The following is a 24,137-nucleotide window of genomic DNA, read 5'->3' as shown; positions in this document are numbered from 1 at the left end:
CGGAAGACATGAAAAAAAGAAAACTGACGATCACGCTGCTCGCCTGTGCCGTCATTCTGGGAGTGGCGGGAGGGTTTCTGCTCTTGAATCAGGGGGCGCCCGCGGTAGATCCAGCCGATTACAAACCGGTGCCGGGAGCCCCCGAGGTCGGCAAGGAGCTGCGCGCGCTGCGGGACTCCGGGTCCGGCGGCGTTCCGGGCATGACGCTGGTGGCCGAAAACGAGGCGCTGGCTCTGTATTATAACGAGCAGACGGCCGAGGTTGCCGCCAAAGACCAGAGGAGCGGGGAAGTCTGGTACAGCAACCCGGCGGGGCGCAATGAAGACGCGATCGCGTCCCCGTTCGAGAAAGAGGTGATGTCCTCCCAGTTCGCCGTTTCGTTTCGCGATGAAATCGGCACGCTGGAGACGTACTGGAGCTCCCCCTGGAGCGTTGCCAACCGCAACTTTTCGGCGGAGAGTCTGGAGAACGGCCTGCGGGTGACGTACACCTTGGGGGATGTCTCGCTGGGCATCGACGCGCTGCCGAAACGGATTACCAAGGCCCGGCTGGAGGAGAAGGTGCTCAGCAAGCTGGACGCGACCCTGGCCGCTTATGTCGAGGCCCGCTATTATCCGGTCAAGAACGGTGCGGATTTGCTGGAGCGGCTGGATGAGCAGGTGAAGAAACCGCTCGTGCTGAAAAAGATGCTGGCCGCCTTTGAAAAGGCCGGGTATACGGCCAAGGACCTGGCCGCGGACAATGAGGCGAGCGGGGCGGCTGCCGGGGGCGGCGCGCAGAAGCCGAAATTTACCGTGCCGCTGGAGTACCGGCTGGACGGCGATTCCCTCGTCGTGACGGTTCCGCTGGACCGGGTGGCGGAAAGCGGGAAGCACCGGATCAGCAGCATCGACCTGCTCCGCTTCTTCGGCGCGGCGGGCACCAAGGACGACGGCTATATGCTGGTTCCCGACGGGAGCGGCGCGCTGATCCGGCTCAATAACGGGAAAATCAAGGAAGAACAGTACGTGCAGCGGGTGTACGGCGACGATCCCAACGATAACAGCGTAAGCCGGGGGCAAGTGGCCCGGAAGGCGGCCATGCCGGTGTACGGCATGAAGGCCGGCGATACGGGCTGGTTTGCGGTGATCGAGGAAGGCGACGCGATCGCCAGCATCGCCGCGGACGTCAGCGGCAAGCAAAATTCTTATAATTATGTGTTCAGCCGTTTTCATGTGCGCGGCGAAGACGAATTGGAGCTTTATACGGGGGATCAAATCCAGGAAATCCAACTGCTGAGCGACAAGCTGTACCAAGGAAACCTGACGGTGCGCTACCGGTTCCTTACCGGAGAGGACGCCAGCTATTCGGGAATGGCCCGGATGTACCGGGAGCAGCTGGTGAAGAGCGGCAAGCTGCGTCCGCTGGAGGAAGGCGCGAACCTGCCTTTTTACGTGGATGTGCTCGGCAGCGTCGATAAGCAAAAATCGTTCCTGGGCATCCCTTATGACGCGGACGTGACGATGACCAGCTTCGGGGAAGCCGGGGAAATGGCGCGGGGACTCGCGAAGGAGGGCATCGCCAATGTACGGATGCGCTACCTCGGCTGGTTCGGCCAGGGCGTCCATCATAAGCCGCCGGTCAAAGCGAAGCCGGACCGCGGGCTCGGCGGGAGCGCCGGCCTGAAGGAATTGGTCGCACAGCTTGGAGAGCAAGGCGGGGCCCTCTATCCCGACGTGGCGTTCCAGTACGTGTACCGGGATGACGGGAATTTCAATCCGTCCGCGGATGCGGCCCGGTTCGTGACCCGGGAAGTCGCGGAGCTGCACCCTTACGACCGGAACTTGAACAGCCAGGATGATTACTACGGGACCTACTATCTTTTGTCCCCCGCGAAGCTGCCCTACTATGTCGGAGCATTCGCCGACAGCTACGGCAAATACGGCATCGGCGGGCTGTCGCTGCGCGATCTCGGCGGCGTATTGAGCTCGGATTACCGGGTGCAGCGGGTCGTGTTCCGCGAGGAAGCAAAAGGGATCGTGGCGGACCGGCTGGGGGCCTTGCGCGAGGCGTTTCCCGATCTGATGGTCGCGGACGCCAACGCCTACAGCTGGCCCTATGCCAAGCACGTGATCGACGTGCCGGTTTCGAGCAGCCGATTCAGCTTGACGGATGAGGAGGTTCCTTTTTATCAAATGGTCATTCACGGGTATCTCGATTATGCCGGACCGGCGCTGAATCTGGCCGATGAGCAGAACCTGCGCAAACAGCTGCTGAAATCCGTGGAGTACGGAACAGCGCCGCATTTCCTGTGGTCCGGCGAGCCGACGCAGACGCTGAAATTCACACGGTTCGACGCGATGTTCTCGGTGGAATCCGACGATTGGCGGGATGAGGCCGTAGGGTTCTATCGGGAGGTGGGCGAGGTGCTCGGCCCGCTGCGCGGCCGTCCGATCAAGGAGCATATTCGGCATGTGGCGGGCGTGGTGGAAGTGAAATACGAGGGTGGCGCCTCCGTGCTGATTAACTATACGGACCAGCCGGTGACCGTGAACGGGATCACGGTGGGAGCGCAGGATTTTACGGCAGGGGGTGACGAGGGATGAAGCCGAAAATATCGATATCGTTAACGCAAAAACGTTCCCTGCTCGGTCTTTTGTTCATCGCCCCTTGGCTGCTGGGCTTTCTGTTCCTGTTTGCGGGGCCGCTGGCCCAATCGATCCGGTTCAGCTTCAACAAGCTGATGGTTTCGCCGCAGGGCTATGAGCTGCAAAACGTGGGCTGGAGCAATTTTCACGACGCGCTGTTCGTCGACGCGAACTTCAACCGGATTCTGACGGAATCGGTGGGGGGCATGGCGGTGGACGTGCCGCTGATCCTCTTTTTCAGCCTGTTCTCGGCCGTTCTGCTTAACCAGAAATTCCGCGGCCGGGGGCTGGCGCGGGCGATCTTTTTCCTTCCCGTGATTCTGGCGTCCGGGGCGATCGCGGCCGCCGAGAGCTCGGGGCTAATCAACCTCGTCGGAAACAGCGAGGTGGCGGAGCAACTGGGGCAGGCCTCCTCCCAATTCAATATTCGATCCATGGTGATGATTTTGGCGGAGGCGGGCTTTCCGCTGGGCTTTATCGACTATATCGTGGAAGCGGTCATGCGGATTTACGACATCATCAGCAACTCGGGCGTGCAGATTCTGATCTTCTTGGCGGCGCTGCAGTCGGTTCCCGGCAACCTGTACGAGGTGGCCAAAATCGAGGGGGCCACGCCCTACGAAACGTTCTGGAAAGTGACGTTCCCGATGGTCAGTCCCTTGATCCTGACCAACATCATTTACACAATTATCGATTCGTTCGCGGACAGCCCGGTGACGAAAATGATCTATGAGACGGCGTTTAAGACGCAGAACTTCGGACTGAGCGCCGCGATGGCCTGGCTGTATACAATTGTGGTCAGCCTGCTGCTCGTCGTGATGGGCTACATTGTGTCGCGAAAAACGTTTTACCACAACTAGGAAGGGGGCAGGAGCATGGCGTTGAACCTGAAACTGGCGGATAGATCGCGTCTAAACAATTTGAAGAATCTGAAGGATCTGACGAATCACAACCGTCTCAACCGCGTGAAAAACAGGTCGCTGGAAGGGCTATGGTCCGTTTGCCGTTTTTTGCTCATTACCGGAATTACGTTTGTGATCCTTTATCCGCTCCTGATGAAGTTCTCGGTCGCGTTCAAGGCGAAGGAGGATATTTACAACCCGACGATATACATGATCCCGGTACATTTTACGATGGATAATTTCAAGCTGGCGCTGGAGCTGCTGGATTACTGGCCGCTGCTGCTCAATACGATGCTGTATGTTTTCGTGACGATGCTGCTGACGACGATGTCGACCGCGCTGGCGGGCTATGGCTTCGCCCGGTTCAGCTTCCCGGGAAGCAACCTTCTGTTCGGGCTTGTGGTGCTGACGATCCTGATCCCGATGAGTACGCTCATGGTGCCGATGTACCTGCACTTCAGAAACTTCGATGTGCTGGGGCTGGTCCATCTGTTTACGGGGAAGGAGGGCGTCAATCTCCTGAACAGCTTCTGGCCGTCCGTCATTACCTCGGCCACGGCGACGGGGCTCAAGGCGGGATTGTTCATTTATATCTTCCGCCAGTTTTTCCGGGGGCTGCCGAAGGAGATCGAGGAGGCGGCGCTGATCGACGGAGCCGGCGGGATCAAGACCTTTTTCACGATCATGCTGCCGAACGCGATTCCGCCCCTGATCACCGTGATGCTGTTCTCGTTCGTGTGGCAGTATAACGACACGTTCTATACTTCGCTGTTTATGAGCGAGAGCGCGCTGATGCCGCTGAAGGTCGCCTCGCTGCCCGCTGACGCGAGCCAGTTCCTGCCCACCTTGATGGGCCTGGATGCGTCGGCGAAGGCGGACCCGAACCACGTGGCGCTCGTGGTGGATACCGGGATTCTGCTGGCGATTCTGCCGCTGATTGTGCTGTACCTGTTCGTGCAGCGGCATTTTGTGGAGAGCGTCGAGCGGACCGGAGTTGTGGGTTAGGCAAGCAATTTGAAAGTTTTCTCATTGTGTTTCCGGAAAATTTCTCGTAAAATTTGGTGGAGTAATTCTGCAATTCGGTAAAGTGTTGCGGGTCACTATCACCTGGATCATCAGAAAAGAGGAATTTCAATTGGAAGCTAAAAAATTGGCAAGAGGTTTGAAGCCCAGGCACATTGAGATGATCGCCCTTGGCGGGACGATCGGTGTCGGGTTGTTTATGGGTTCGGCGAGTACGATCAAGTGGGCCGGTCCCTCGGTGCTGCTGGCCTATTTACTGGCCGGTGCGGTCATTTTTTTCGTAATGCGGATTATGGGGGAGATGCTGGTTCAGGAGCCGGTCACCGGTTCCTTTGCAACCTTTGCGCATAAGTACATCGGACCGCTGGCCGGTTTTCTGACCGCCTGGAGCTACTGGTTTCTCTGGGTGACGGTGGGGATGGCCGAAGTGACGGCGATCGGGATTTATGCGAACTACTGGTTCCCGGACATCCCGCAGTGGATTCCGGCGCTGATCGGAATGCTGATCATCGCGGCGGCGAATTTGGCGGCTGTAAAGCTGTATGGCGAGTTTGAATTCTGGTTCGCCTTAATCAAAATTACGGCGATCGTCTTCATGATCATTATCGGAACGGCCATGATCTTCTTTGGCCTCGGCAATGGCTGGAATCCGGTCGGGCTAGCGAATCTGTACAGCCACGGCGGATTTTTTCCAGGGGGGTTGAAGGGCTTTTTGTTCGCCTTATGCATCGTGACGGCGGCTTATCAGGGCGTCGAGATGGTGGGCATTACGGCGGGGGAAGCGGAGGATCCACGGTTCACCCTGCGAAAGGCGATTAAAAACATCGTTTGGCGCATTCTGATTTTTTATGTGGGTGCGATCTTTGTGATCGTTACGCTGTATCCGTGGAACGAGGTCGGGGAGACAGGGAGTCCGTTCGTGCTGACGTTTGCCAAGGTAGGGATTGTGGCCGCCGCCGGCATCATTAACTTCGTCGTACTGACGGCAGCCATGTCGGGCTGCAACAGCGGCATTTACAGTGCCGGACGAATGCTCTATACCCTTGCCGAGAACGGGCAGGCTCCGGCCTTCTTCCGAAAACTGTCCGGGAGCGGAGTTCCCCGCAACAGCATCGCGGTGACGATTTCGCTATTGATGATTGGCGTCCTGCTGAACTATTTGATGCCGGATTCCAAGTTGTTCATCTACATCTACAGCGCTAGCGTCCTTCCGGGGATGGTGCCATGGTTCGCGCTGGCTTTCAGCCAGTTCGGGTTCCGAAAACGGTGGGGTCAGCAGGAATTGGAGGGACACAACTTCAAATCCAAGTGGTTCCCGTTCAGCAACTACCTGATTATTATTTACCTTGCGCTGGTCATCGTGGGCATGTGGTTCAATCCGGATACCCGGTTCCCCCTCGTTGTGGGAGCAGCCTTTATCGCGTTAATGACGATAGGATATTTCGTGTTTGGCCTCGGAAAACGGCAGCGAAACGAGTGATTGCTAATATATCCATTACTCAGGCTAGGGGAAGAAACGGGATGAGCATGAGACCGGAAGAAGCGCTTCAATTTGATAACTGGATTCTGATGGATGATGATAAGAAAATAGCATGGCTGAAATCGCTCGAGGGGTGGAACGGGCAGGCGTTTCGTTTCAAATCGGTCGAAACCGTTGAGCGGGACGGAAGGAAGTGGAGTACTGGCCTATTTGATCTGAACGGCAGCGAGTTTATTTTCGTACCCGGCGGCCCGGTTACCCTCGGATGGGACCGGCTGGATGAACGGGATGCGAGTACAGGGATCATCGCCGCGATCGAAGCGGAACTGGAGGTAGCCGGAGTTCCCCAGAAGGCCGAGGCGTATTTGAGGAGTGTGCTTTCGCCGCGCCGGGAAGTGCGGATCTCTCCGATGCTGGTGGAACGGAATATTGTATTGATGGAGAGTGAGGACGGCGGACTGGTGAACTACTACGAGGTGATCCGCGGCTTCGAGCAGGCGGGGTTCTCGCTGCCTACCGAGGATGAATGGGAATATATGTGCGGAGGAGGCACGTCCCGGATTTTCGGAGATCATATCGACCAGGAACTGCTGAAGGACATTTGTCAGGATAAAAGGTACTACTATACCTCGAACCTTGAGCGGCCCAATGCCTTTGGTTTGTATATCGCGTACGATCCTTACATTTGCGAACTCGTTCTTTCGCCCATTCGCGCGAAGGGCGGAGACGGAGGGGGAGCGGCGCATGGGGGCTACTATATTTTGGGCGTGCTGCCCTTGTCTCCCCATTATAAGGATGAAACCTTCGAAGAGTTGATGATGTGCGGCGCAGGCGATTTTGATTGCGATGTGTATGCGAGACGGGTTGTCCGGTTAGCTGCATAAAGTCACTGTGGGATGTGTAGGCCCAGTGGGGGTGCTGGGGGTTGCCCGGGCCTGCACGGCTTGGCCTGCGCTTCCGGGCCTGTGCCCGGCACTGACGTAATTCGCAGCAAGTCGCACCGTTCCTCTCAAAGCTGGAATTTGCAGGGGGAAGGCGATTCTATGAGTTCGTTGGAGCAACCAGCCCGGGAGAATTAACGGGAAAACATCCCGTTAATTTGGGCGATTCTGCTCTGCGGCTACAATTAGCTGGAAAATCTCCAGCTAATCAGCGAAAGGAAGGCCTCATTGGCCCCTTTGGGCGGAAATAGCGGGAGAAATTCCCGCTAAGTTGGGCCACTTAGGTAGAAAGAGCAAAATTAACGGGAGGAATTCCCGTTAATTGGATCGAGCTCAATGGAGTTCACCCCTAGCTAGCGCACCGTAGTTAGTCCCACCGTTCGCCCAATAGCGGGGATTTGCAGGGGGAAGGGACGTAATTGCGGATTGAGCAGGAGTTCACAACCAAAGCCGCCGCTCGCCGGGTCATTTTAAGAAAGAAAGGCTGCCGATTCATAACAGGTTCACGCGAACCTGAATGAATCGGCAGCCTTTTTGCTGTTTGCGTGTGGCTTTACGCTTCCATCTTCTGCGCCGTGTACAGGCGGTGGTAGAGGCCGCGACGGGCGATCAGCTCGTCGTGCGAACCGCTTTCCGCGATGCCCTTGTCCGACACGTACATGATGCGGTCGCAGTTTTTCACGGTGGACAGCCGGTGCGCGATGATGAACGAAGTGCGCCCTTTCAGCAGCTCGTTCAAGCCCTGCTGAAGCAGACGCTCGGTCTTCGCGTCGATCGACGAGGTGGCTTCGTCCAGGATGAGGATGCGCGGGTCGGCCAGCAGCGTCCGGGCAAACGAGATCAGCTGCCGCTGTCCCTGGGACAGCTTGGAGCCGCGCTCGTTGACTTCCGTCTGATAGCCCTGCTCAAACTCGCGGATGAACTCGTCGGCGCAGACCGTCTTCGCGGCGGCGATCACTTCCTCCTCGGTGGCATCGAGCCGGCCGTAGCGGATATTGTCCATAATCGTGCCGGAAAAAATAAAGCTGTCCTGCAGCATGATGCCCATCTGGCTGCGCAGCGATTTCAGCGTCACCTGCGAGATATCGTGGCCGTCGAGGAGAATTTGCCCGCCGGTCAGATTGTAGAACCGGGAGATCAGGTTGACAACCGTCGTCTTCCCCGCCCCGGTCGGACCGACCAGGGCGATGCTCTCGCCCGCCCGGACGTTGAAGGAGAGATTCTCCAGAATGTTGTGCCCCGGATCGTAGGCAAAGGTGACGTTGTCGAATTTGACGTGGCCCTGCACCGGCGGAAGTTCCTTCGCGTTCGGCACATCGCTGACAGTGACCGGCTCATCCAGCGTTTCAAAGATCCGCTCCAGGTAGGCGACCGCGTTGATGAAGCTGTTGTACAGGTTCGACAGGCTTAGAATCGGCTGCCAGAAGCGCGCCGCGTAGCTGCTCATGGCCAGGATGACGCCGAAAGTCGCCCCCCCGGGACCCAGTGCGAGCAGACCGATCAGGAAGATCAACGCCGACACGATGGTGGCCAGATTGTCGACCGAAAAAGGAATCAGAGCGTTGAAGCGCAGCGCCCGCATCCATTCTTTGCGGAAGTTGGCGGCGAGCCGGGTGAAGATGCCTTCATTGCGCTTCTCCCGGGAAAAGATCTGCGTCACGCCGATCCCGCTGATGCTTTCCTGCAAATACGCGTTCAGGTTGGAGTTCTTGTTGGAAACCGCCTGCCACGCCCGGCGCTGCCGGGTTTTGATCATCAGCATGATGCCGAGGAAGACGGGCAGCCCCGCCAACGTTATGAGCGAGAGCCGGACATCGACGGCAAACATAAACGCCGCGATAAAAATCAGGTTCAGCATTTCCAGAATAAAGTTGATGATCCCGTTGGACAACACGTCCGAGACCGAGTTGACATAATTGACGACCCGGATGAGAATTTTGCCCTGCGGACGGTCATCGTAATATTTAAACGGAAGCTGCTGCAAATGCTTGAACAGATCGCTACGGATTTCAAAAATAATGTCCTGCCCGACGCGGGTCATAATCCGCGAGCGGATCGTCGCCAGGATGACGCTGACGACGATCGTCACCAGCATCAGCGCCGACCAGCCGAACAAGGCACCGACCGCCTTTTCGGGAATTGTCACGTCGACGACATGCTGCAGGATGAGCGGCGCCGACAGCGCGATCGCCGCGGACAGGGCGCTGAGCACGAACGCGATGATCATGGGCTTCTTCTGCCGCTTGATATAGACCATGGCCCGCCGGAAGTGCTTGATGTCAAAAGGGGATTCCAGGTTCTCGTCGATATCGAATTTATTCCTTGCCATGGACGCTCACCTGCCTTCCGATGCCTTCATTCTGCAGCATAAATACGTCGTAATAGTAGCCCCGCTTCGCCAGCAGTTGGGCATGGGTGCCTTCCTCGATCAGGCGGCCGCCATCCAGGATCAGGATGCGGTCGGCCTGCGCGGTGGTGGACACGCGTTGCGCGATGATGATCTTCGTGCAGGGATGGTCCAGTTCGCGCAGGCTTTGCTGGATATGTTCCTCGGTTTCGAGATCGACCGCGGAGGTCGTGTCATCCAGGATGAGGATCGGCCGGCGCACCGCCATGGCGCGGGCCAGCGCGATGCGCTGCTTTTGCCCGCCCGACAGGCCGACGCCGCGCTCCCCGACGATCGTGTCGTACCCTTCGGGCATTCTGGTGATAAAATCATGCGCCGCGGCCAGGCGGGCATATTTCACCGTGTCCTCTTCCGGGAGATCGGGATCGCCAAAGGCGATGTTTCCGTCGATCGTGTCGGAGAACAGGAGGACGTCCTGCGTCGCCACGCCGATATTCCCGCGAAGCTCGTCGAGCTCCAGCTTGCGCACGTCAACGCCGTCGACCAGCACGCGGCCTTCGGAGACGTCGTAGAAACGCGGGATGAGGTTGACGAGCGTCGTTTTGCCCGATCCCGTCGAGCCCATGATGGCAACGGTTTCACCGGGTTCAACTGTAAAGCTTACATCATCCAGAACCTTCACGTTATCGTATTTAAAGTTGACGTGGTCAAACTCGATGCGGCCGTCATAACGCCGTTTATCGATAGCGTTGTGCTCGTTGACGATGTGCGGCCGGGCATAATAGACGTCCACGATTTTGCTTAAGCTGGCGAAGAACCGCTGAATATCGTTGATGATAATCCCGATGTTGCGCATCGGGTTGGATACGGCCCAAATCAGCGATGAAAAGGCCGCAAACTCGCCGAAAGTGATCCGGCCGTTCATGACAAACAGACCGCCGACGAACATAAGGATGACGTTAAATGCCTGCGCAAATGACTCCAGGTATGGAAAGTAATCCAGCCAGACTAGGGCGGCGGCTTTGTTCGCCTTGGCGTAGTTCACATTCTTCTCGGTGAACTTCTCCACCTCGTAATCCTCGCGGGCGAAGGCTTTGACCACCCGGTTGCCGGCGATGTTCTCCTGCGTGATCGTGTTCAGCTGGGAGAGCCGTTCGCGCAGGTCCACATACATGGGACGAACGCGCTTGGCGAATATATAGGCTACAATAAAAATCGGCGGCGAAAGAATCAGCAGCCAAAGAGTCAATTCCACATCGATGGAGAAAAAGTAAACGACGGCCGCGATGAAGATCGTCAGCGATTCGATGATCGTTTTGATAATCCACGCCATCGAGTGGCGCACCATGTCCAGATCGCCTGTCATCTTGGTCATGAGATCGCCGGTACGGTTGCGGTCGTAATACTCCATATCCTGACCCTGAATTTTGTTGTACAAAAAAATGCGGATGCGGTACAGCATATTTTGCGAGGCATACTCGTACTGCATCGTCGTCAAATAGGCTAGACCTGTGCGCAGCAGAGAGAAGCCGATCATGCCCAGGCAAAGCATAATCAGAAGCCCACGCTCCTGCGTCAGGTTCTGCATCGCGTGTTCACCGGAAATGAACGTGTCCACGATGCGCTGGCTGATGTACGGATTCACGATCGTAAGCGACGACCCCACGACCGAGAGGAAGAGAGCCAGAATATACCGCGTTCGGTCTCCCTCCAGGTTCTGCCACAGCCATTTCAGCTCGAACATTTAATCACCTGTTTCTGTGTGTTTTCACACGGTTGTTGAAACGCCTTACAAATTTATCGGTTTAGCGAATCAACGTGATTATAGCACAATTGCCCAAGGATAAACTTGTCGTTTTTTACTGTGATTTTGTACAGAATTAACATTGCGGCCAGCCGGATACGAGTTGCTTTTTATATAGTAGAAATTGAAAAAATCAAGCATTTGCGTCCTGTGTTATAATATGAGACGACAGTTTATTTCCGGAGGCAACCATGAACAAGACCATTGGGATATTGGCGCATGTGGATGCCGGGAAGACGACCTTCTCGGAACAGCTGCTCTATTATACGAAGAGTATCAAAAGCCGCGGCCGGGTCGATCATCGGGATGCGTTTCTGGACAGCCATCAGATCGAGCGGCAGCGGGGAATTACGGTGTTTGCCGATCAGGGCCGCTTTGTCTATGGAGATTCCGCCTATTCCCTGATCGACACGCCGGGGCATATGGATTTCTCCCCCGAGACGGAGCGGGCGATCCAGGCGATGGACTATGCGATTATTCTGGTCAGCGCCGTGGAAGGCCTTGAGGGGCAGACGGAAACCGTATGGGAGCTGCTGAACAGGCACCGGGTCCCCTGCTTCTTTTTCATCAATAAAACGGATCGGGTGGGCGCCGATGTGGCTCGTGTGGCCGAGGAGCTTCGGACGGAATTCGGGGCGGAGCTCTGTGACATGACGGACCGCCTGACGGATGACGGCGGGATGAGCGGTGAACTGGTTGACTTTATCGCCGAGCGGGACGAAGCCTTGCTGGAGTCTTACTTGGAGAACGGCTATGATCCGCAGCGATGGCTTGAGGTCATGCGTTCTCTGGTCAAAGAGCGCAAGATCTTCCCCTACGCGTATGGTTCCGCGCTCCAGGGTACCGGGATCGAGGGATTCCTCCGCAAGCTGGAGCTGTTAACGGTGACAGACTACGACGGCGCGGGTCCTTTTGCCGGGCGCGTTTACCGGATTCGCCATGACGAGCAAGGGACGCGGGTTACCTTCATCAAAGCGTTGAACGGGACGTTAAAAGTAAGGGACACCCTGGAATACGGGGACGCGCAGAACCCGGTTAGCGAAAAAGTCACCCAAATCCGGAGGTACAACGGAAGCGAGTATAAGACGGTCGATCGGGTCGAGGCGGGCGAGTTGTTTGCCGTGACCGGCCTGAGCCGGGCCCAGGTTGGGGATGGCGCCGGCGCTTTGCGGGAAAAGGCAGCGTATGAAACAGTGCCCGCGTTAAAATCCAAGGTGATCTTTGAACCGGGGATTCATGTCAAGGAAGCGCTGGCCTATTTCAACCTGCTGAATGCCGAGGATCCTTCCTTGAATGTGGTCTGGGAGGAAACGCTCCAGCAGATTCATATTCATGTCATGGGACGGATTCAGCTCGAAGTATTGGAACAGCTCGTTCTTGAGCGGTTTCATTTGAGGGTCGCCTTTGACCAGCCGGAGATTTTATATAAGGAAACGATCGACAGCGAGGTCGACGGGCACGGCCACTTTGAACCGTTGGGGCATTACGCCGAAGTTCATTTGCGGCTGCAGCCCGGCGAGCGCAATTCGGGAATCGCCTTCGAGAACGCCTGCCATGCCGACGATTTATCCGTGGGCAACCAGAATCTGATTCGCCACCATCTTTTTGAGCGGGATCACCACGGGTTGCTGACGGGCTCGCCGCTGACGGATGTGAGAATCACCCTGCTCACCGGCAGGGCTCACAATAAGCATACGTCGGGCGGCGATTTTCGGGAAGCCGCGTACAGGGCTTTGCGCCAGGGGCTGGAAAAAGCGGATAACGTCCTTCTCGAGCCGTATTACCACTTTAAAATCAAAGTGGAAACGGATCAGATCGGACGGGTGATTTCCGATATCGGTCAGGCAAGCGGACGGTTCGAGGCACCGGTTACGGAGGGAGAACAGACGGTATTGACGGGCACGGTGCCGGTGGCGACGTTTATGGACTACGGCAGCCAATTGGCCTCTTTTACCCAAGGAAAAGGGAAGTTAAGTCTGACGTTCGCGGGATACGACCGCTGCCATGCTGAGCGGGAGGTTATCGAGCGGATCGGCTACGATAAGGATGCGGACCCGGAGTATACGTCCTCTTCCATTTTTTGCGCCAAGGGACAGGGCTATACGGTGGCTTGGGATGAGGCGGAAGCCAAAATGCACGCTTTATAATGATGAAAAGGAGTTTTTAAGCAGATGGATTTCAATCAAGTGATGGAAGAGAACAATATCCGGCATGCGATCGTGGGTGAAATGCAGACGTCCTTGTCCGATATTTTGGGCGGGCTCACAAAGACCCGGCTGGCCGCGCTGGCCAGAACGTACAGTATTCCCGGCAGATCCAAAATGAAGCAGAACGAGCTGATCCAGGCGGTTCATGAAGCGCTGGTGGATATAGACCGGCTGGAATCGACGCTGCTCCTTCTGGATGCCGAGGAATGGGAGCTTTTTGCGTCGGCGGTGGACCACAAGTCTAAACAGGACAATTACGTGCCTTATGGATACTATGCCTTTTTGCTGGATCGGGGCCTGTTATTCACCTACTTCCACGAAGGGGAGCTGCATTTGGTGATTCCGGAGGAAGTGCGGGCCGCCTATGCCCGGCTCAATACGGCGGAGTTCCGGGACGCCCGCGACAGACGAGCCCGGGTCTATCAATATTTGCTGGCCATGACCCACTTGTACGGGGCCTTCCAGCCGGAGAAGCTGGTGGAAATTTTCAATGATCAAAATGCGGACGAGCTCACCCTGGAAGAGTTCCAGACTCATTTGGAGCATATCCTCCAAAGAGAGCGGGAATTTATCCTGCAGGACGGTTGGCTGGTCGATGCGGGCCTGGCGCACAGCGGAGAAGAAGGGGAACTGGAATCTCTGCTGGAACGGATTCAGGGTAAACCGTATTATGTTCCGGACCAAGCGGAGCTGCTTCGTTACGCCGATGACGGCTACTTCGAAATGACGCCGCAGCTGGAAGCCTTGAAGGATTTCGTAGTCGGCAACATGGGACTGGACGAAGAAATGGCCCACTACCTGGTGGACGACATCCAGTTGGCTTGTTCCATGGAAGCTCCGATGCAGCAGATGATCTATGAATTTGACCGCCGGGAGCTGGTGTTCGATGATGAGGTGCAGGTACGGCAAGTTGCTCAGCTTTTGGTGGATGTCAGCAACCACACGAGACTGTGGTCCAACTGCGGACACACGCCGGCCGAGCTGGGCACGGGGAAGCCAACTACTATACCGACCGTGATGGGCAGAACGAGCAAAACTCCGATTCGCGTGGTCAAGGTCGGGCGTAATGATCCTTGTCCATGCGGCAGCGGGAAGAAATATAAGAAGTGCTGCGGCCAATAGCCGATGATGTCGGAGGGCAATAAGCAGCGGGGAGGCTTCACACCAGAGTGCATGAGAAATGCCGGGGTGTGGAGCCTTTTTTGCTTGCGCGGATATCTACTAGCGGACGCAATAGCTGCTATTTTGCACGTCGAGGGCAGTTTGGATTTCTAACGGACGCAGCAGCCGCTATTTTGGAGGAACGGCCTGTTTTCTGTAGAAAAAGTGGTGATTAGGCGCCATTATTTCCGTTATAATACTGGAAAAGCCAGTATCACCCAAATAGCGGCTCTCATTTCCGTTAGAGTTCGGGCGCGAGAGTGAGAGCAGCACTCTTGCCCGCCATCCGAATGCCAGCATTTGCCTACGGGGACATAAGAGAGCACATGGGCCAACTGATGCTAAATTGGAACAATCGTAAATATGTGGGCAGGCTTCAAGCCAAGCCCCAAAACATCGCTAGACCGAAAAGGAGAAAACATGAAGCCAGTAACATTAAACAGTCAATTAAATAAAAAAAAGTTATGGGACGGTTGCATACTTGCGTCCATTGCACATGCCATCATGGTTGCCCATTATCCCGAATTTTCATACGAGCATTCATGGGATGGCGATAACTACAGTGTTGTCGACGATTCGGGAGGAAGAGGAACGATTACTTTCAATGAACACTGCTTTGTCGCTGCTTTTCGAACTGAGCATGAAACTCGAACCGACATCCCTACAGCATTGGATTTTTTTTCGGGTGCACCAAGGGAAGTTCTTGAGCTGGCCAAAAATGAAACTTTAGAATACCTTCTCGATGAAAATGAAGACGGCACGATCTCACCATCCATAACTACTGCCTTTTGGGGGGACAACGATACCATGACTTCAGTGGATAACATCGTCAGAATCGTGCAATACGGTGGATATTTCCTGGATCGTCAGTTCATGGAATACGATGATGCAATCGAATCCTGGCGGGAGTATTATGAGATGTCCGCAGAACAAGTAAACTTGCTAAAGTCGATATATAAGAGGAAAATTAGCAACCCTGACGCGACCCTCATTTTGTCCAAAAGCGAAATCGAAACGATTGGAGCAGAAAGTCCCGAGGGCAGGAGAGAGAGCCGGACTTCGTTTGAGGAGTTAGGGATATATTGGGAAGATGAAGATCTGGGAAAATAGGACAATAGGACGATCGCTGCCGAATTGGAATTATAGTAAACCGGATCGCATTTTGGAGTTAGCCGGAGCAATCCCGAGTCGTACGTCATCGGCGAGGTCCAAGATGTAGAGGAAATCCTGAGGAAATTCCGGAATCTCCCCTCCCACAGACCGGACCTTCATATCCGGAAGGGGGTCGTTATACTGGGAACTAGCGAGCCAATAGTTTTTGGAGTGAGATTATCGATAAATACGCCAGTACTAGTACTGAGTCTCACGCCCATAGAAATCCAATTTGTATTAGCCCACGGCAATCAGGGACCTAGCGCACTTCCAACTCCAAAAAGATGCAAATCTGCAGGTATTTATACCGATTCCCGAGGGGATGCGAAAAAAGATTCAAATCTGCAGGTATTTCTAGCGATTTTAGAGAAATGAGCCGATTTCGTCGAAAATTCCTGCAGAATTGCAGGCATTTTGAAATTCTTGTTCCGTACAAGAAAAAAACATGCAGATTTGCAGGAATTTTATTCGTGAGCATAGGAAACAACGCGGTAATGAGTACATTTTTCCAGGAGAGAGTATGGAAAACTTGTTCCCCGATTGCACTAAGAAACACAATATCCTATTTAACGGAAAACCTTTATGAAATCGATTTGTTATACTTCGATGACCGATATTCAATTCTATACTCTGTTAAATCACAAAATGGTGAGATTATTTATTACGAGGGAAGAAATCCTTTAGAATCCATTAAAAACGCTAACATCGAACTACAAAGTAATTGGGGTAAAATTCCACAGTCGATTCGGGATTTTTACGAATGGTTTTCAAATGATCAGCCACATTATAATGTAAACTTTTGGGATGTTGTCGATGAGTGGATCGTTATTGGTTTTCAAGATGAGTAGTACTCACCAGAGTGTCATTTATAGTGTGGGCCTAGCGTCGGATGATTCATCACTTGAGAAGGGATAGCATGTTTAAAATTATATTGGAATCAGCTAATGGTGAACAATTAGATAGAGTATATGATGCTAATAATGTAGAGTATCTGCAACAAGATGAAGCAGAATTCGCAATGTTAGGTGAACTATCTACTTGTAGTTATGATGTATTTAAATCATTAGCCCAAAAGTGTAAAGTGATTAAACCCTTCGGTCTGGATGAGTATGACGGCCTCCTATGTTATAATGAACATAGCTCCCGCATTTGCTGCCGGGAGTTTTTTATTATGAAATCATGTTTTGAAATTCAAGCGAGGAGAGGTGGAATAACCGGACAATGAGTTACTGGTCGATATTGGGGATTGAGGCAACGGCCGATAAAGCCCTCATTAAAAAAACGTACGCCAGGCAATTGAAGCTCCATCATCCGGAAGAGGATCCGCAAGGGTACCAGCAGCTTCGCGAAGCTTTTGAATGGGCGATGAAGCGGGCCGGCGATCTGGAGCGGGTCGGAGCCGATGACGAGCGGGAAGCGGGGGAATGGAACGAACCTACATATGAAGAAATAGCGGTCATGCGTCAGACGGTTTTTGAAGCGGAGGAGGACTTTCGAGTACCCGTTGGGACGAAGCCGCATCCGGTGCAGGTATTTTTTGAAAAGATGAAGCACCTTTACGACGACTTCCCCCGCCGGATAGATCCCGAGGCGTGGATTGCGCTCATGGCGGATGATTTTATGTGGAATATGGCGTATCAGGACGTGCGGGTGAACGGGCTGGTGCATTTTTTGGAGAGGCATCGGTATATGCCGCGGGAAGTATGGACGATTCTGGACGACTCCTTTCGGCCGCTGGAGTCCAAGGAAGCATTATATGAATCTTACGATGATGAGGTAGTTGACTATATCTTGGAGCAAATCCGGGGAACCGCCGAATTGGGATACGAATGTTTTGCGGGAAAAGCTTTGGATTTCGATATTGAGCATTACCTGGAGCTCAGGCAGGAAGCTCAGTCGGCCATGAGAGAGGACGACCTGGTGGAGGCCGAAGCGGCATTGACCGAGGCGGCCGGGATATTCCGGGAGGATCCGGACTTGCAATTGATGCGGGCAAAACTTTACCTCAGGACGGGACGGAAGTCCGAAGCGATGGCCAGCTTGCAGGGAACTCTTGACCTGAGTCCCCAGGATCGGGAAGCCCGACAGTTGTACGCCCAAGGGTTGTTTGCGGAAGGGCGGTATGAGGACGTACTCCAGCAATGTGAGCTGGCCCGGGAATACTACACCCCGGATCAGGACCTCCTCGCTTTGTCCGCCAAGGCAAAATTGGAGCTGGGGCAAGTTCAGAGCATCTGGGAAGAGTACACAGAGGCCCGACCGACATGGGAAGGATTCTATCACTTCCGGTACAATGTGATGCTGATCATGCTTCGGAATCCCCGTCTCTACTCCCAGGAGTCTAATCCTAATTATGCCGAGCTGAAAAAGATGGCGCAAAAAGCCCGCCGCTGGACTTACGTTCTGATCATGTTCCGTTTAAGCTGGTTGTATTTGTTTCTGTTTGCGCTGGCGTATTTTGTATTCGACCTGCCGCCGGTATCACTCTGGGCGCTGCCGGTCATTTTGGGAGGATGCGGTTGGAAAACCTGGAGAACCGCCAGATTGTCTTTTACATAATAAAGAAGAGAGGATTCACCGATGCCGAATCAATACAGCAAGCGGCAGCGGAAACGGCTGGAATTGTATTTTCGCTGTCTCACGGCAAGCTGCTTGAAAGGGACGCTGCAAAACTACTACGTGGCTTACGAGTTTGGTCTCATGGAACGGATGGTTCGCAAGAGCGTCATTCGCGATGCCCTCAAAATATGGAGCATCAAGGATGCCGAAAGTCTGAAGCGGCAAATCCGCTGGCTGCTGGATGACGGGGGACGGGAGGAATATCTCGGCCGACACGGGTATCTCACGGCCCTCACGGCTGACGCGCGCAGCCGGTATCTTGAGACGATCCTGGAGGAGCAGGGCGAGAAGGAGCATGCCCAATGGGACGTCGTGAATAAATGTCTGCATCAGCTGCCTTCCGGCGATGTAAGTGCTTATGGCGGAGCCTGGGCTGTTATGCTTAGCCGAGTGGGCGTTTCCAAAGGGTTTTTGACCAAGGAGGAAGCTTGGGAAATCAAGCTGGAAGCCGCAACCCTGCTGCAGAACAAGTATAAGGGCTGGGAGGAGTTTTACTGCGCCTATTTGTGCGGGAGCCATTATTTTGATGTCAAACCCGGGATTACCAAGTATTTGAGGATTACGGCGATGTACGATCTGCTGGCGGAAGGAACACTGCTGTATCGCAAACTGAGCTGGAAGGAGGAGCTTCTGCCCGAGTAGATTGACGAGGATGGCGTAATTCGGCCGCGGCCAGTTCCTTCTTTATGAAGCGGGCAGCGGGCTGGTCAATAAAGGGCTTTTGCGCACTGAAGTTGCATCAAACCTGGCAGGGTGCTGCTTATTTTGAAACTTGTCGCCTCGGTGTGGCGAGTTGGATCCGGCGTGAGTGTCTCATTTCCCTAACCGCCGTCGCATGAGCAGCCTTGCAAGAAAGACGAAAATTAACGCTAACGGTTGCCACAGCCGTTATTTGTCCTGAAAACGCCGATTTCCCATTCTAACGGTCGCCACGGCGCTTATTTTCGCATTAACAGGCTGTTAAGGCGAGAATCCAGGAGAATAACGGCGCTCACGACCGTTAGAATTTCGAAAGGGCTACTTTTCGTTAAATAGCGGCTGCCACAGCCGTTAGACTCCTCTCAGGCGTTAGTACCAGCCGGAATTACGGGGAGCAGAAGGGGGACGGGAAGGCGAAGATTTTCCAAAAGGAGTAGCAGCGCCAAACGGTTGAAGCCATCGTAAAGTTTATGAAAGAGGGAACCGAACACTAAGCCGAGTTCCCTCTCCGGCCGATAATAATAGTGTACATAACCTCGCATGGAGGAGCTTATCTTTTGAAGACAATCATGAAAACGACGTTTAAGCTTGTGCTTCCTTTTGCAATTTTGGCATTGGCTTATCTGTTCTACATCAAGACAACCGTCTTATCCCCGGCGCAGCTCGATATGGTGAAGCTGGCCCCTTACGTCATCTTCCTGATCGGGGGCGTCATTTCCTGGAAGTTCAACCGCAGCCGGGAATTTTTCATTCTGTCGGTGCTGGCCCTGGGGCTGGCGGCGTATACCGATCTTGCCGGAATCACGAGGGGCTTGGCGGCGCAAAGAAACGATATTCACCTGCTGCTGGGGCTGCTGCTGCCGTTTAACATCGCGCTGTTCTCTTTTTTCCGGGAGCGGGGGATTTTAAGCTTATGGGGCTTGCTGCGCATCGCGGCGATCGCCGCTCAGGTTGCCCTCGCCTACTGGCTGCTGGACCCCGGGCAACAAGAACTGCTGCACACGCTCGGCAAAGACTGGGTCCCGGCGGTAAAGTCAGGCGCATTAACGCCCCTTTCGCAAGCCTCGCTGCTGTTGTTTCTGGCGGCGCTGGTGATTCTCGTCATCCGGCAGGTGTCGCACCGCTCTTCGCAGGATATTTCATTTATCGCGCTACTGTGCGCCCTGTTCTACGCCCTGCACAAATCCGGCGGCGATCGGGTGCTTTATGCGGTAGCTTTTGCGGTCTCCGGCATCATCCTGATCATATCGATTATTCAAGATTCCTATTCGATGGCGTTTTCGGACGAGCTGACCGGCCTGCCTTCCCGGCGGGCACTCAAGCAGGATATGATGAAGCTCGGGATGAATTACGCGATCGCGATGCTGGACATCGACCACTTCAAGAAATTTAACGACACCTACGGCCATGACACGGGAGACGAGGTGCTCAAGCTGGTCGCTTCCACGATCAAGGACGTGACGGGCGGCGGGAAGGCATACCGGTACGGGGGTGAGGAATTTACGATTCTTTTTCCCGGAAAAAATAGCAGCGAGGTTGTGCCCCATCTGGAGGAATTACGGGAGAAGGTGTCGAAAAGGGCCTTTACACTGCGCCGAAGCGGCAGAGGCAAAAGCAAGTCCGGGCGGAAAGCGCGGGGCCGCGGCACCGGCAAGGCGAAGCAAAAACAAATTTACATAACGATCAGCATCGGGGTTTCCCAAAAGAGCGACAAACATAAAACGCCGGACACCGTGATGAAATCCGCGGATACGGCCTTGTATCGGGCCAAGAAAAAGGGCAGAAACTGCGTCAGTAAATAAGCAAACTACAGAAGCAGGGGGAGCAACGTGAGCGTGAGAATCGAGTCAATCGGATCAATCGGGGCAATCGAATCGGCGGGCGGCGAAGCGCTTGGGCGCAATATGCGATTGAGCGGCGGGGATGCGGGGGATGCGGACGCGGGAACAACCTACCGGATTCGCAGCGTCCTCTCCAGCAGCGAGCTGGCGATCGTTTACGCGGCACGCCATGAGCAGTTGGGGGTGAAGTGCGTGATCAAGGAGTTTTTTCCGCGGGCGCTGGTGCGCCGGGGCCGGGACGGCAAATCGGTGCACCGGCGGACCGGGACTCCGGCGGAAAAATACGAGCCGCTAAGGGAGGCCTTCCTGCAGGAAGGCAGCCTGCTTCAGGCCTGCGAGCATCCCGGCGTCGTCCGGTGTCTGGACCGGTTCGAGCAGAACGGCACGGCGTACCTCGTGATGGAGTACTGCCCGGGCCTGACGCTCGACCGGGTGATCGGCGGGCACCCGGACATGGCGGAGCCCGGCTTCCTGTACCGGAGCATCCTGCCGCTGATCGGAACGCTGGAGCATCTCCACCGCCGCGGCGTGATTCACCGGGACTTGAAGCCGGGCAACATTATCATCGATGAGCAGGGCCGCGCCAAGCTGCTCGATTTCGGTTCGGCCGTCCGCTATGAGACGAGCGGGCATCCGATCCTCACCACGGCCGGGTATTCGCCGCTGGAGCTGTACTCGGAGCACTCCCGGCAGGGGCCGATGAGCGACGTGTACGGCATGGCGGCCGTGCTGTACTACTGCTGCCGGGGCGAAGCGCCGCGCGATGTCCGGCAGCGGCTGTTCGACGACAGCCTGGAGCCGCTCGGCGCCGGGCTCCGGCGCTCCTGGCCGTTTCTGGCCCGGGCCGTGCGCCGCGCCCTGACCGTCCCGCCCGAACGCCGCGCATCCTCGTTGAAAGGACTGAAGCGGGCGATCCGACTGGAGTATTACGCTAGCCGGTCTTCCCTGCGGAGGCGTCGGTCCGGATAAAAATATTCGTATTCGGCTTGATCGGCTTATATCGAAGCTCAATTTCCGTAATGCCATCCTCGAACGTAATGTACAATTTGTCATTATATTCGAGGATTTCTTGTTTATTCTTCGGCAGCGGCGTGCGGTTGCGCACCAGGGAGCAGCGCGTGGTGTTCTTGACGAACAGCTTGCCGCCTTTGGCCGGCTTAAACATGATCTGCTCGGCTTCCGGCAGCGGCTCGTTGACGTCCAGGCTGCGGAACAGCTCGCCCAGACTGACGCTTCGCCCCGTAAAGGAGGTCAGCGGCCACGACTTCACCGGAACCTCGCTGCCGCTGGCCGTAGCCAGGAAGTAACCCTCCAGCTTCCCGGTAAAAGCCGGCTTGGGACGAAGCCACAGGTACAGCAGGAACCCGGCGGCGGCCAGGACCAGCCCCCCGGCGATGGACCAGAACACCACGGTATATTTGGATTTCACGGAAAGTTTCAGCACCGCGGTGGCCGTCCCGCCTTCCGGGTCGGTCGCAACCAGCGTAACGGTGCCCTGGCCGGTCCGCAGTGGGGAGATACGCAGCTGCCCGTCCGCCAGCTCGGCCGACACGCTCCCACCTTCTCCGGCCGGGCTCTTGATTTCATACACTAACGAATCTCCGTTTGCGTCCGTAAACAACTCCTTCATCGGCAATACGGACACCCCGTCCTCCTTGATTAACCCCCGTTCAAGCTTGCCCGTGACCGCCGGTGCCAGATTGGCCACCTTCACCGGCACGATGGGGCTGTTCCGGTAAAAGCTCGGGCCGTTCAGCTTCACGCTCCACGCGTAATCGCCGGATTTCGGGAACGTATAGTCGGCGGTATACCGCCCGCCTTGCAGCCGCATATCCACGCTGGTTTCCTCGTTCGTCTTTTTGTCCAGTACGACCAGCTTCGCGGTCATTCCCGCATAAACCTCCAGATCCTCCAGCGGTTTGCCCGGTCCGGCGGCGGTCAGATAGGCCTCCACCCCGGCCGGCTTGCCCTTGATGACGGAGTCCCCGGTCAGCCGAGCCTCGGTTTCCAGCGCATAGCTTCCGAGCAGGCTGATTTTGACCAAATCCCCGGTCGTTCCCCTGAATTTCACCTTGGCGGTTCCCTTTCCCGGCTCCTTGATTTTGACTAAGGTATAGGTCCCCGATTTGAACATCCGGATATTTTCGGAGTTGTAGAACAGCTGCGTCTCCTGCAGCGGATGCTCGGACAGCAGGATGATATTGGCCTCGCCCATGCTGGAATTCGGGATGTCCACCGGCACCTCCTGAAGCTTCCCGGTGGCGGTCACGCCGGCGACCGGCATCAGCACGGATCTCATTTGCGCGGCGAAAATCCGGTTGAAAATCTCCGGCAAATCGTCGGCGCTGCTGGTGATATAAGAGGCTCCTCCGGTTTCGTTCGCGATCCGCTCCAGTTCATCCGGGTTCACGGTCCCGTCATGGTTCAGGCCGATCGTATAGATGGGGTAGCCTTCCTTCTGCGCTTTTTTGATCGCGGTCTCCACGTCTTTCGTCGAATCGGCAACCGTCCGGTTGGTCGGCGAAACGGGGCCGAAATCGGTCTCCCCGTCCGACAGCAATATCATAAACGGGATTCGCGCTTCCCCCTTCTCCGCGCCGCTCTTTCCGGACGACAAGAGATTGCCGCCCTTTACCAGACCCAGCCCCAAATCCGTGTACCCGGTTCTTCGCAGTCCGGCCATCGCCTGTTTCAGCTTCGTGCGGTTGGCCGTGACGGAAATCGGAGTCAGCGGCGAAGACGCCACGATATGGTGGTTATAGGCGACAAATCCGATCCGTGTCCGGCTGGCCTCGCTCATATCCATAAACATATGGATCACTTCGTTCGCCGTTTTATTCGGGTCGGCATGGTTCATGGAATAGCTGGTGTCGAGCACGAATACCGCATCGAACGCATCCCCCGGATTTTTTTGTAAATCATTAGCAGAAACCTGTGGGAAAGTGACAAAAATCGGAACAAATAACGAAAAAATTAAAAATAGGATAATAGTCCTAAAAATCAATTTTCCTGCCGGCGCGAATTTTTGCTTCATTTCCATCCTCATCTTCATACCCGCCTTATGTACTAGAATATGTCGTTTGGAGCGAAAGTGACTATCGGATTATGTATATCTAAGGATATATCGGTAGCAGACAATTGATTTTGTATACAGTTCCAAAAATTAGGACTTCTATTGGATAAAACTCCCTCAAATTCTTTTTTGTATAGGCTATAAGTCCCTGTGAGGCACAGAGATTCAAGATATTGACAATTTGGCGGGACGCCATTTATATTTACCCTCAAGACCCGGGTAGTGCGAACCATTCGCAAACCGGTTGGGTCTGAAACACTA

At 55.1% G+C, this 24,137-nt stretch carries 17 protein-coding genes; 14 read left to right on the top strand and 3 right to left on the bottom strand.

Annotated features, from left to right (window positions below; all coding sequences use genetic code 11):
* The first annotated feature begins 8 nt into the window (after window positions 1-8).
* The 5 genes from V4U84_RS21645 to V4U84_RS21625 all read left to right on the top strand — a co-directional run bounded on the left by V4U84_RS21645 (window position 9) and on the right by V4U84_RS21625 (window position 6,916).
* A complete protein-coding gene (locus V4U84_RS21645) occupies window positions 9-2,585 on the top strand; it encodes a DUF5696 domain-containing protein (protein ID WP_334077954.1) in 2,577 nt (858 codons plus the stop codon).
* Window positions 2,582-3,487 (top strand): carbohydrate ABC transporter permease, encoded by a 906-nt coding sequence (locus tag V4U84_RS21640; protein WP_334077953.1) that lies wholly within the window; start codon window positions 2,582-2,584, stop codon window positions 3,485-3,487. The genes V4U84_RS21645 and V4U84_RS21640 overlap by 4 nt, the downstream gene beginning before the upstream one ends.
* Window positions 3,488-3,502: 15 nt before the next feature.
* Entirely contained in the window at window positions 3,503-4,534 is a 1,032-nt protein-coding gene (locus tag V4U84_RS21635; protein ID WP_334077952.1) for a carbohydrate ABC transporter permease, read from the top strand.
* 130 nt (window positions 4,535-4,664) lie between these two features.
* Window positions 4,665-6,032, top strand: coding sequence for an amino acid permease (locus V4U84_RS21630; RefSeq protein ID WP_334077951.1), 1,368 nt, complete (start codon window positions 4,665-4,667; stop codon window positions 6,030-6,032).
* Window positions 6,033-6,073: 41 nt separating this feature from the next.
* Window positions 6,074-6,916 (top strand): hypothetical protein, encoded by an 843-nt coding sequence (locus V4U84_RS21625; protein WP_334077950.1) that lies wholly within the window; start codon window positions 6,074-6,076, stop codon window positions 6,914-6,916.
* A 610-nt stretch (window positions 6,917-7,526) separates the two neighbouring features.
* On the opposite strand, the gene V4U84_RS21620 is transcribed toward V4U84_RS21625, so the two are convergent.
* Both V4U84_RS21620 and V4U84_RS21615 read right to left on the bottom strand, forming a co-directional pair.
* On the bottom strand, window positions 7,527-9,302 hold the full coding sequence (locus V4U84_RS21620; RefSeq protein WP_334077949.1) for an ABC transporter ATP-binding protein: 1,776 nt from the start codon (window positions 9,300-9,302) through the stop codon (window positions 7,527-7,529).
* Window positions 9,289-11,064 carry an ABC transporter ATP-binding protein gene (locus V4U84_RS21615; protein ID WP_334077948.1) on the bottom strand — a complete coding sequence of 592 codons (1,776 nt, stop codon included), beginning with the start codon at window positions 11,062-11,064 and terminating at the stop codon, window positions 9,289-9,291. Before V4U84_RS21615 ends, V4U84_RS21620 begins: the two co-directional genes overlap by 14 nt.
* Window positions 11,065-11,315: 251 nt before the next feature.
* On the opposite strand from V4U84_RS21615, the gene V4U84_RS21610 reads away from it, so the two are divergent.
* The 9 genes from V4U84_RS21610 (at window position 11,316) to V4U84_RS21570 (ending at window position 21,772) form a co-directional block, all read left to right on the top strand.
* Entirely contained in the window at window positions 11,316-13,271 is a 1,956-nt protein-coding gene (locus V4U84_RS21610) for a translation factor GTPase family protein (protein ID WP_334077947.1), read from the top strand.
* Between the two features lie 24 nt (window positions 13,272-13,295).
* The gene (locus tag V4U84_RS21605; RefSeq protein ID WP_334077946.1) at window positions 13,296-14,453 is read left to right on the top strand and encodes an SEC-C metal-binding domain-containing protein; all 1,158 of its coding nucleotides are present in this window, start codon (window positions 13,296-13,298) and stop codon (window positions 14,451-14,453) included.
* A gap of 459 nt (window positions 14,454-14,912) precedes the next feature.
* Window positions 14,913-15,602, top strand: coding sequence for a hypothetical protein (locus tag V4U84_RS21600; protein WP_334075084.1), 690 nt, complete (start codon window positions 14,913-14,915; stop codon window positions 15,600-15,602).
* 536 nt (window positions 15,603-16,138) lie between these two features.
* Window positions 16,139-16,492 (top strand): hypothetical protein, encoded by a 354-nt coding sequence (locus V4U84_RS21595; RefSeq protein ID WP_334075085.1) that lies wholly within the window; start codon window positions 16,139-16,141, stop codon window positions 16,490-16,492.
* 68 nt (window positions 16,493-16,560) lie between these two features.
* On the top strand, window positions 16,561-16,869 hold the full coding sequence (locus V4U84_RS21590; protein ID WP_334075086.1) for a hypothetical protein: 309 nt from the start codon (window positions 16,561-16,563) through the stop codon (window positions 16,867-16,869).
* Window positions 16,866-18,203: a tetratricopeptide repeat protein gene (locus tag V4U84_RS21585; protein ID WP_334075087.1), complete on the top strand. Its 1,338-nt coding sequence runs from the start codon at window positions 16,866-16,868 to the stop codon at window positions 18,201-18,203. Before V4U84_RS21590 ends, V4U84_RS21585 begins: the two co-directional genes overlap by 4 nt.
* 21 nt (window positions 18,204-18,224) lie before the next feature.
* Window positions 18,225-18,905, top strand: a complete 681-nt coding sequence (locus V4U84_RS21580; protein ID WP_334075088.1) for a DUF1266 domain-containing protein — start codon at window positions 18,225-18,227, stop codon at window positions 18,903-18,905.
* 614 nt (window positions 18,906-19,519) lie between these two features.
* The gene (locus V4U84_RS21575) at window positions 19,520-20,764 is read left to right on the top strand and encodes a GGDEF domain-containing protein (RefSeq protein ID WP_334075089.1); all 1,245 of its coding nucleotides are present in this window, start codon (window positions 19,520-19,522) and stop codon (window positions 20,762-20,764) included.
* A 27-nt stretch (window positions 20,765-20,791) separates the two neighbouring features.
* Window positions 20,792-21,772 carry a serine/threonine-protein kinase gene (locus V4U84_RS21570; RefSeq protein ID WP_334075090.1) on the top strand — a complete coding sequence of 327 codons (981 nt, stop codon included), beginning with the start codon at window positions 20,792-20,794 and terminating at the stop codon, window positions 21,770-21,772.
* On the opposite strand, the gene V4U84_RS21565 is transcribed toward V4U84_RS21570, so the two are convergent.
* Entirely contained in the window at window positions 21,735-23,843 is a 2,109-nt protein-coding gene (locus V4U84_RS21565) for a vWA domain-containing protein (RefSeq protein ID WP_416367285.1), read from the bottom strand. The two genes, V4U84_RS21570 and V4U84_RS21565, sit on opposite strands and share 38 nt — an antisense overlap.
* Between the last annotated feature and the right edge of the window lie 294 nt (window positions 23,844-24,137).

The sequence above is a fragment of the Paenibacillus sanfengchensis genome (genome assembly GCF_036864765.1).
Taxonomy (GTDB): domain Bacteria; phylum Bacillota; class Bacilli; order Paenibacillales; family Paenibacillaceae; genus Fontibacillus; species Fontibacillus sanfengchensis.
Note: the sequence above shows the minus strand (reverse complement) of the source record. Positions and strands in the feature narration are given on the sequence as shown.

Bases quoted from the DNA above. Each gene is read 5' to 3' on its own strand.
- V4U84_RS21645 (WP_334077954.1), top strand. From the start codon at position 9: ATGAAAAAAAGAAAACTGACGATCACGCTGCTCGCCTGTGCCGTCATT.
- V4U84_RS21640 (WP_334077953.1), top strand. From the start codon at position 2,582: ATGAAGCCGAAAATATCGATATCGTTAACGCAAAAACGTTCCCTGCTC.
- V4U84_RS21635 (WP_334077952.1), top strand. From the start codon at position 3,503: ATGGCGTTGAACCTGAAACTGGCGGATAGATCGCGTCTAAACAATTTG.
- V4U84_RS21625 (WP_334077950.1), top strand. From the start codon at position 6,074: ATGAGCATGAGACCGGAAGAAGCGCTTCAATTTGATAACTGGATTCTG.
- V4U84_RS21620 (WP_334077949.1), bottom strand. From the start codon at position 9,302: ATGGCAAGGAATAAATTCGATATCGACGAGAACCTGGAATCCCCTTTT.
- V4U84_RS21615 (WP_334077948.1), bottom strand. From the start codon at position 11,064: ATGTTCGAGCTGAAATGGCTGTGGCAGAACCTGGAGGGAGACCGAACG.
- V4U84_RS21610 (WP_334077947.1), top strand. From the start codon at position 11,316: ATGAACAAGACCATTGGGATATTGGCGCATGTGGATGCCGGGAAGACG.
- V4U84_RS21605 (WP_334077946.1), top strand. From the start codon at position 13,296: ATGGATTTCAATCAAGTGATGGAAGAGAACAATATCCGGCATGCGATC.
- V4U84_RS21600 (WP_334075084.1), top strand. From the start codon at position 14,913: ATGAAGCCAGTAACATTAAACAGTCAATTAAATAAAAAAAAGTTATGG.
- V4U84_RS21595 (WP_334075085.1), top strand. From the start codon at position 16,139: ATGAGTACATTTTTCCAGGAGAGAGTATGGAAAACTTGTTCCCCGATT.
- V4U84_RS21590 (WP_334075086.1), top strand. From the start codon at position 16,561: ATGTTTAAAATTATATTGGAATCAGCTAATGGTGAACAATTAGATAGA.
- V4U84_RS21585 (WP_334075087.1), top strand. From the start codon at position 16,866: ATGAGTTACTGGTCGATATTGGGGATTGAGGCAACGGCCGATAAAGCC.
- V4U84_RS21580 (WP_334075088.1), top strand. From the start codon at position 18,225: ATGCCGAATCAATACAGCAAGCGGCAGCGGAAACGGCTGGAATTGTAT.
- V4U84_RS21565 (WP_416367285.1), bottom strand. From the start codon at position 23,843: ATGGAAATGAAGCAAAAATTCGCGCCGGCAGGAAAATTGATTTTTAGG.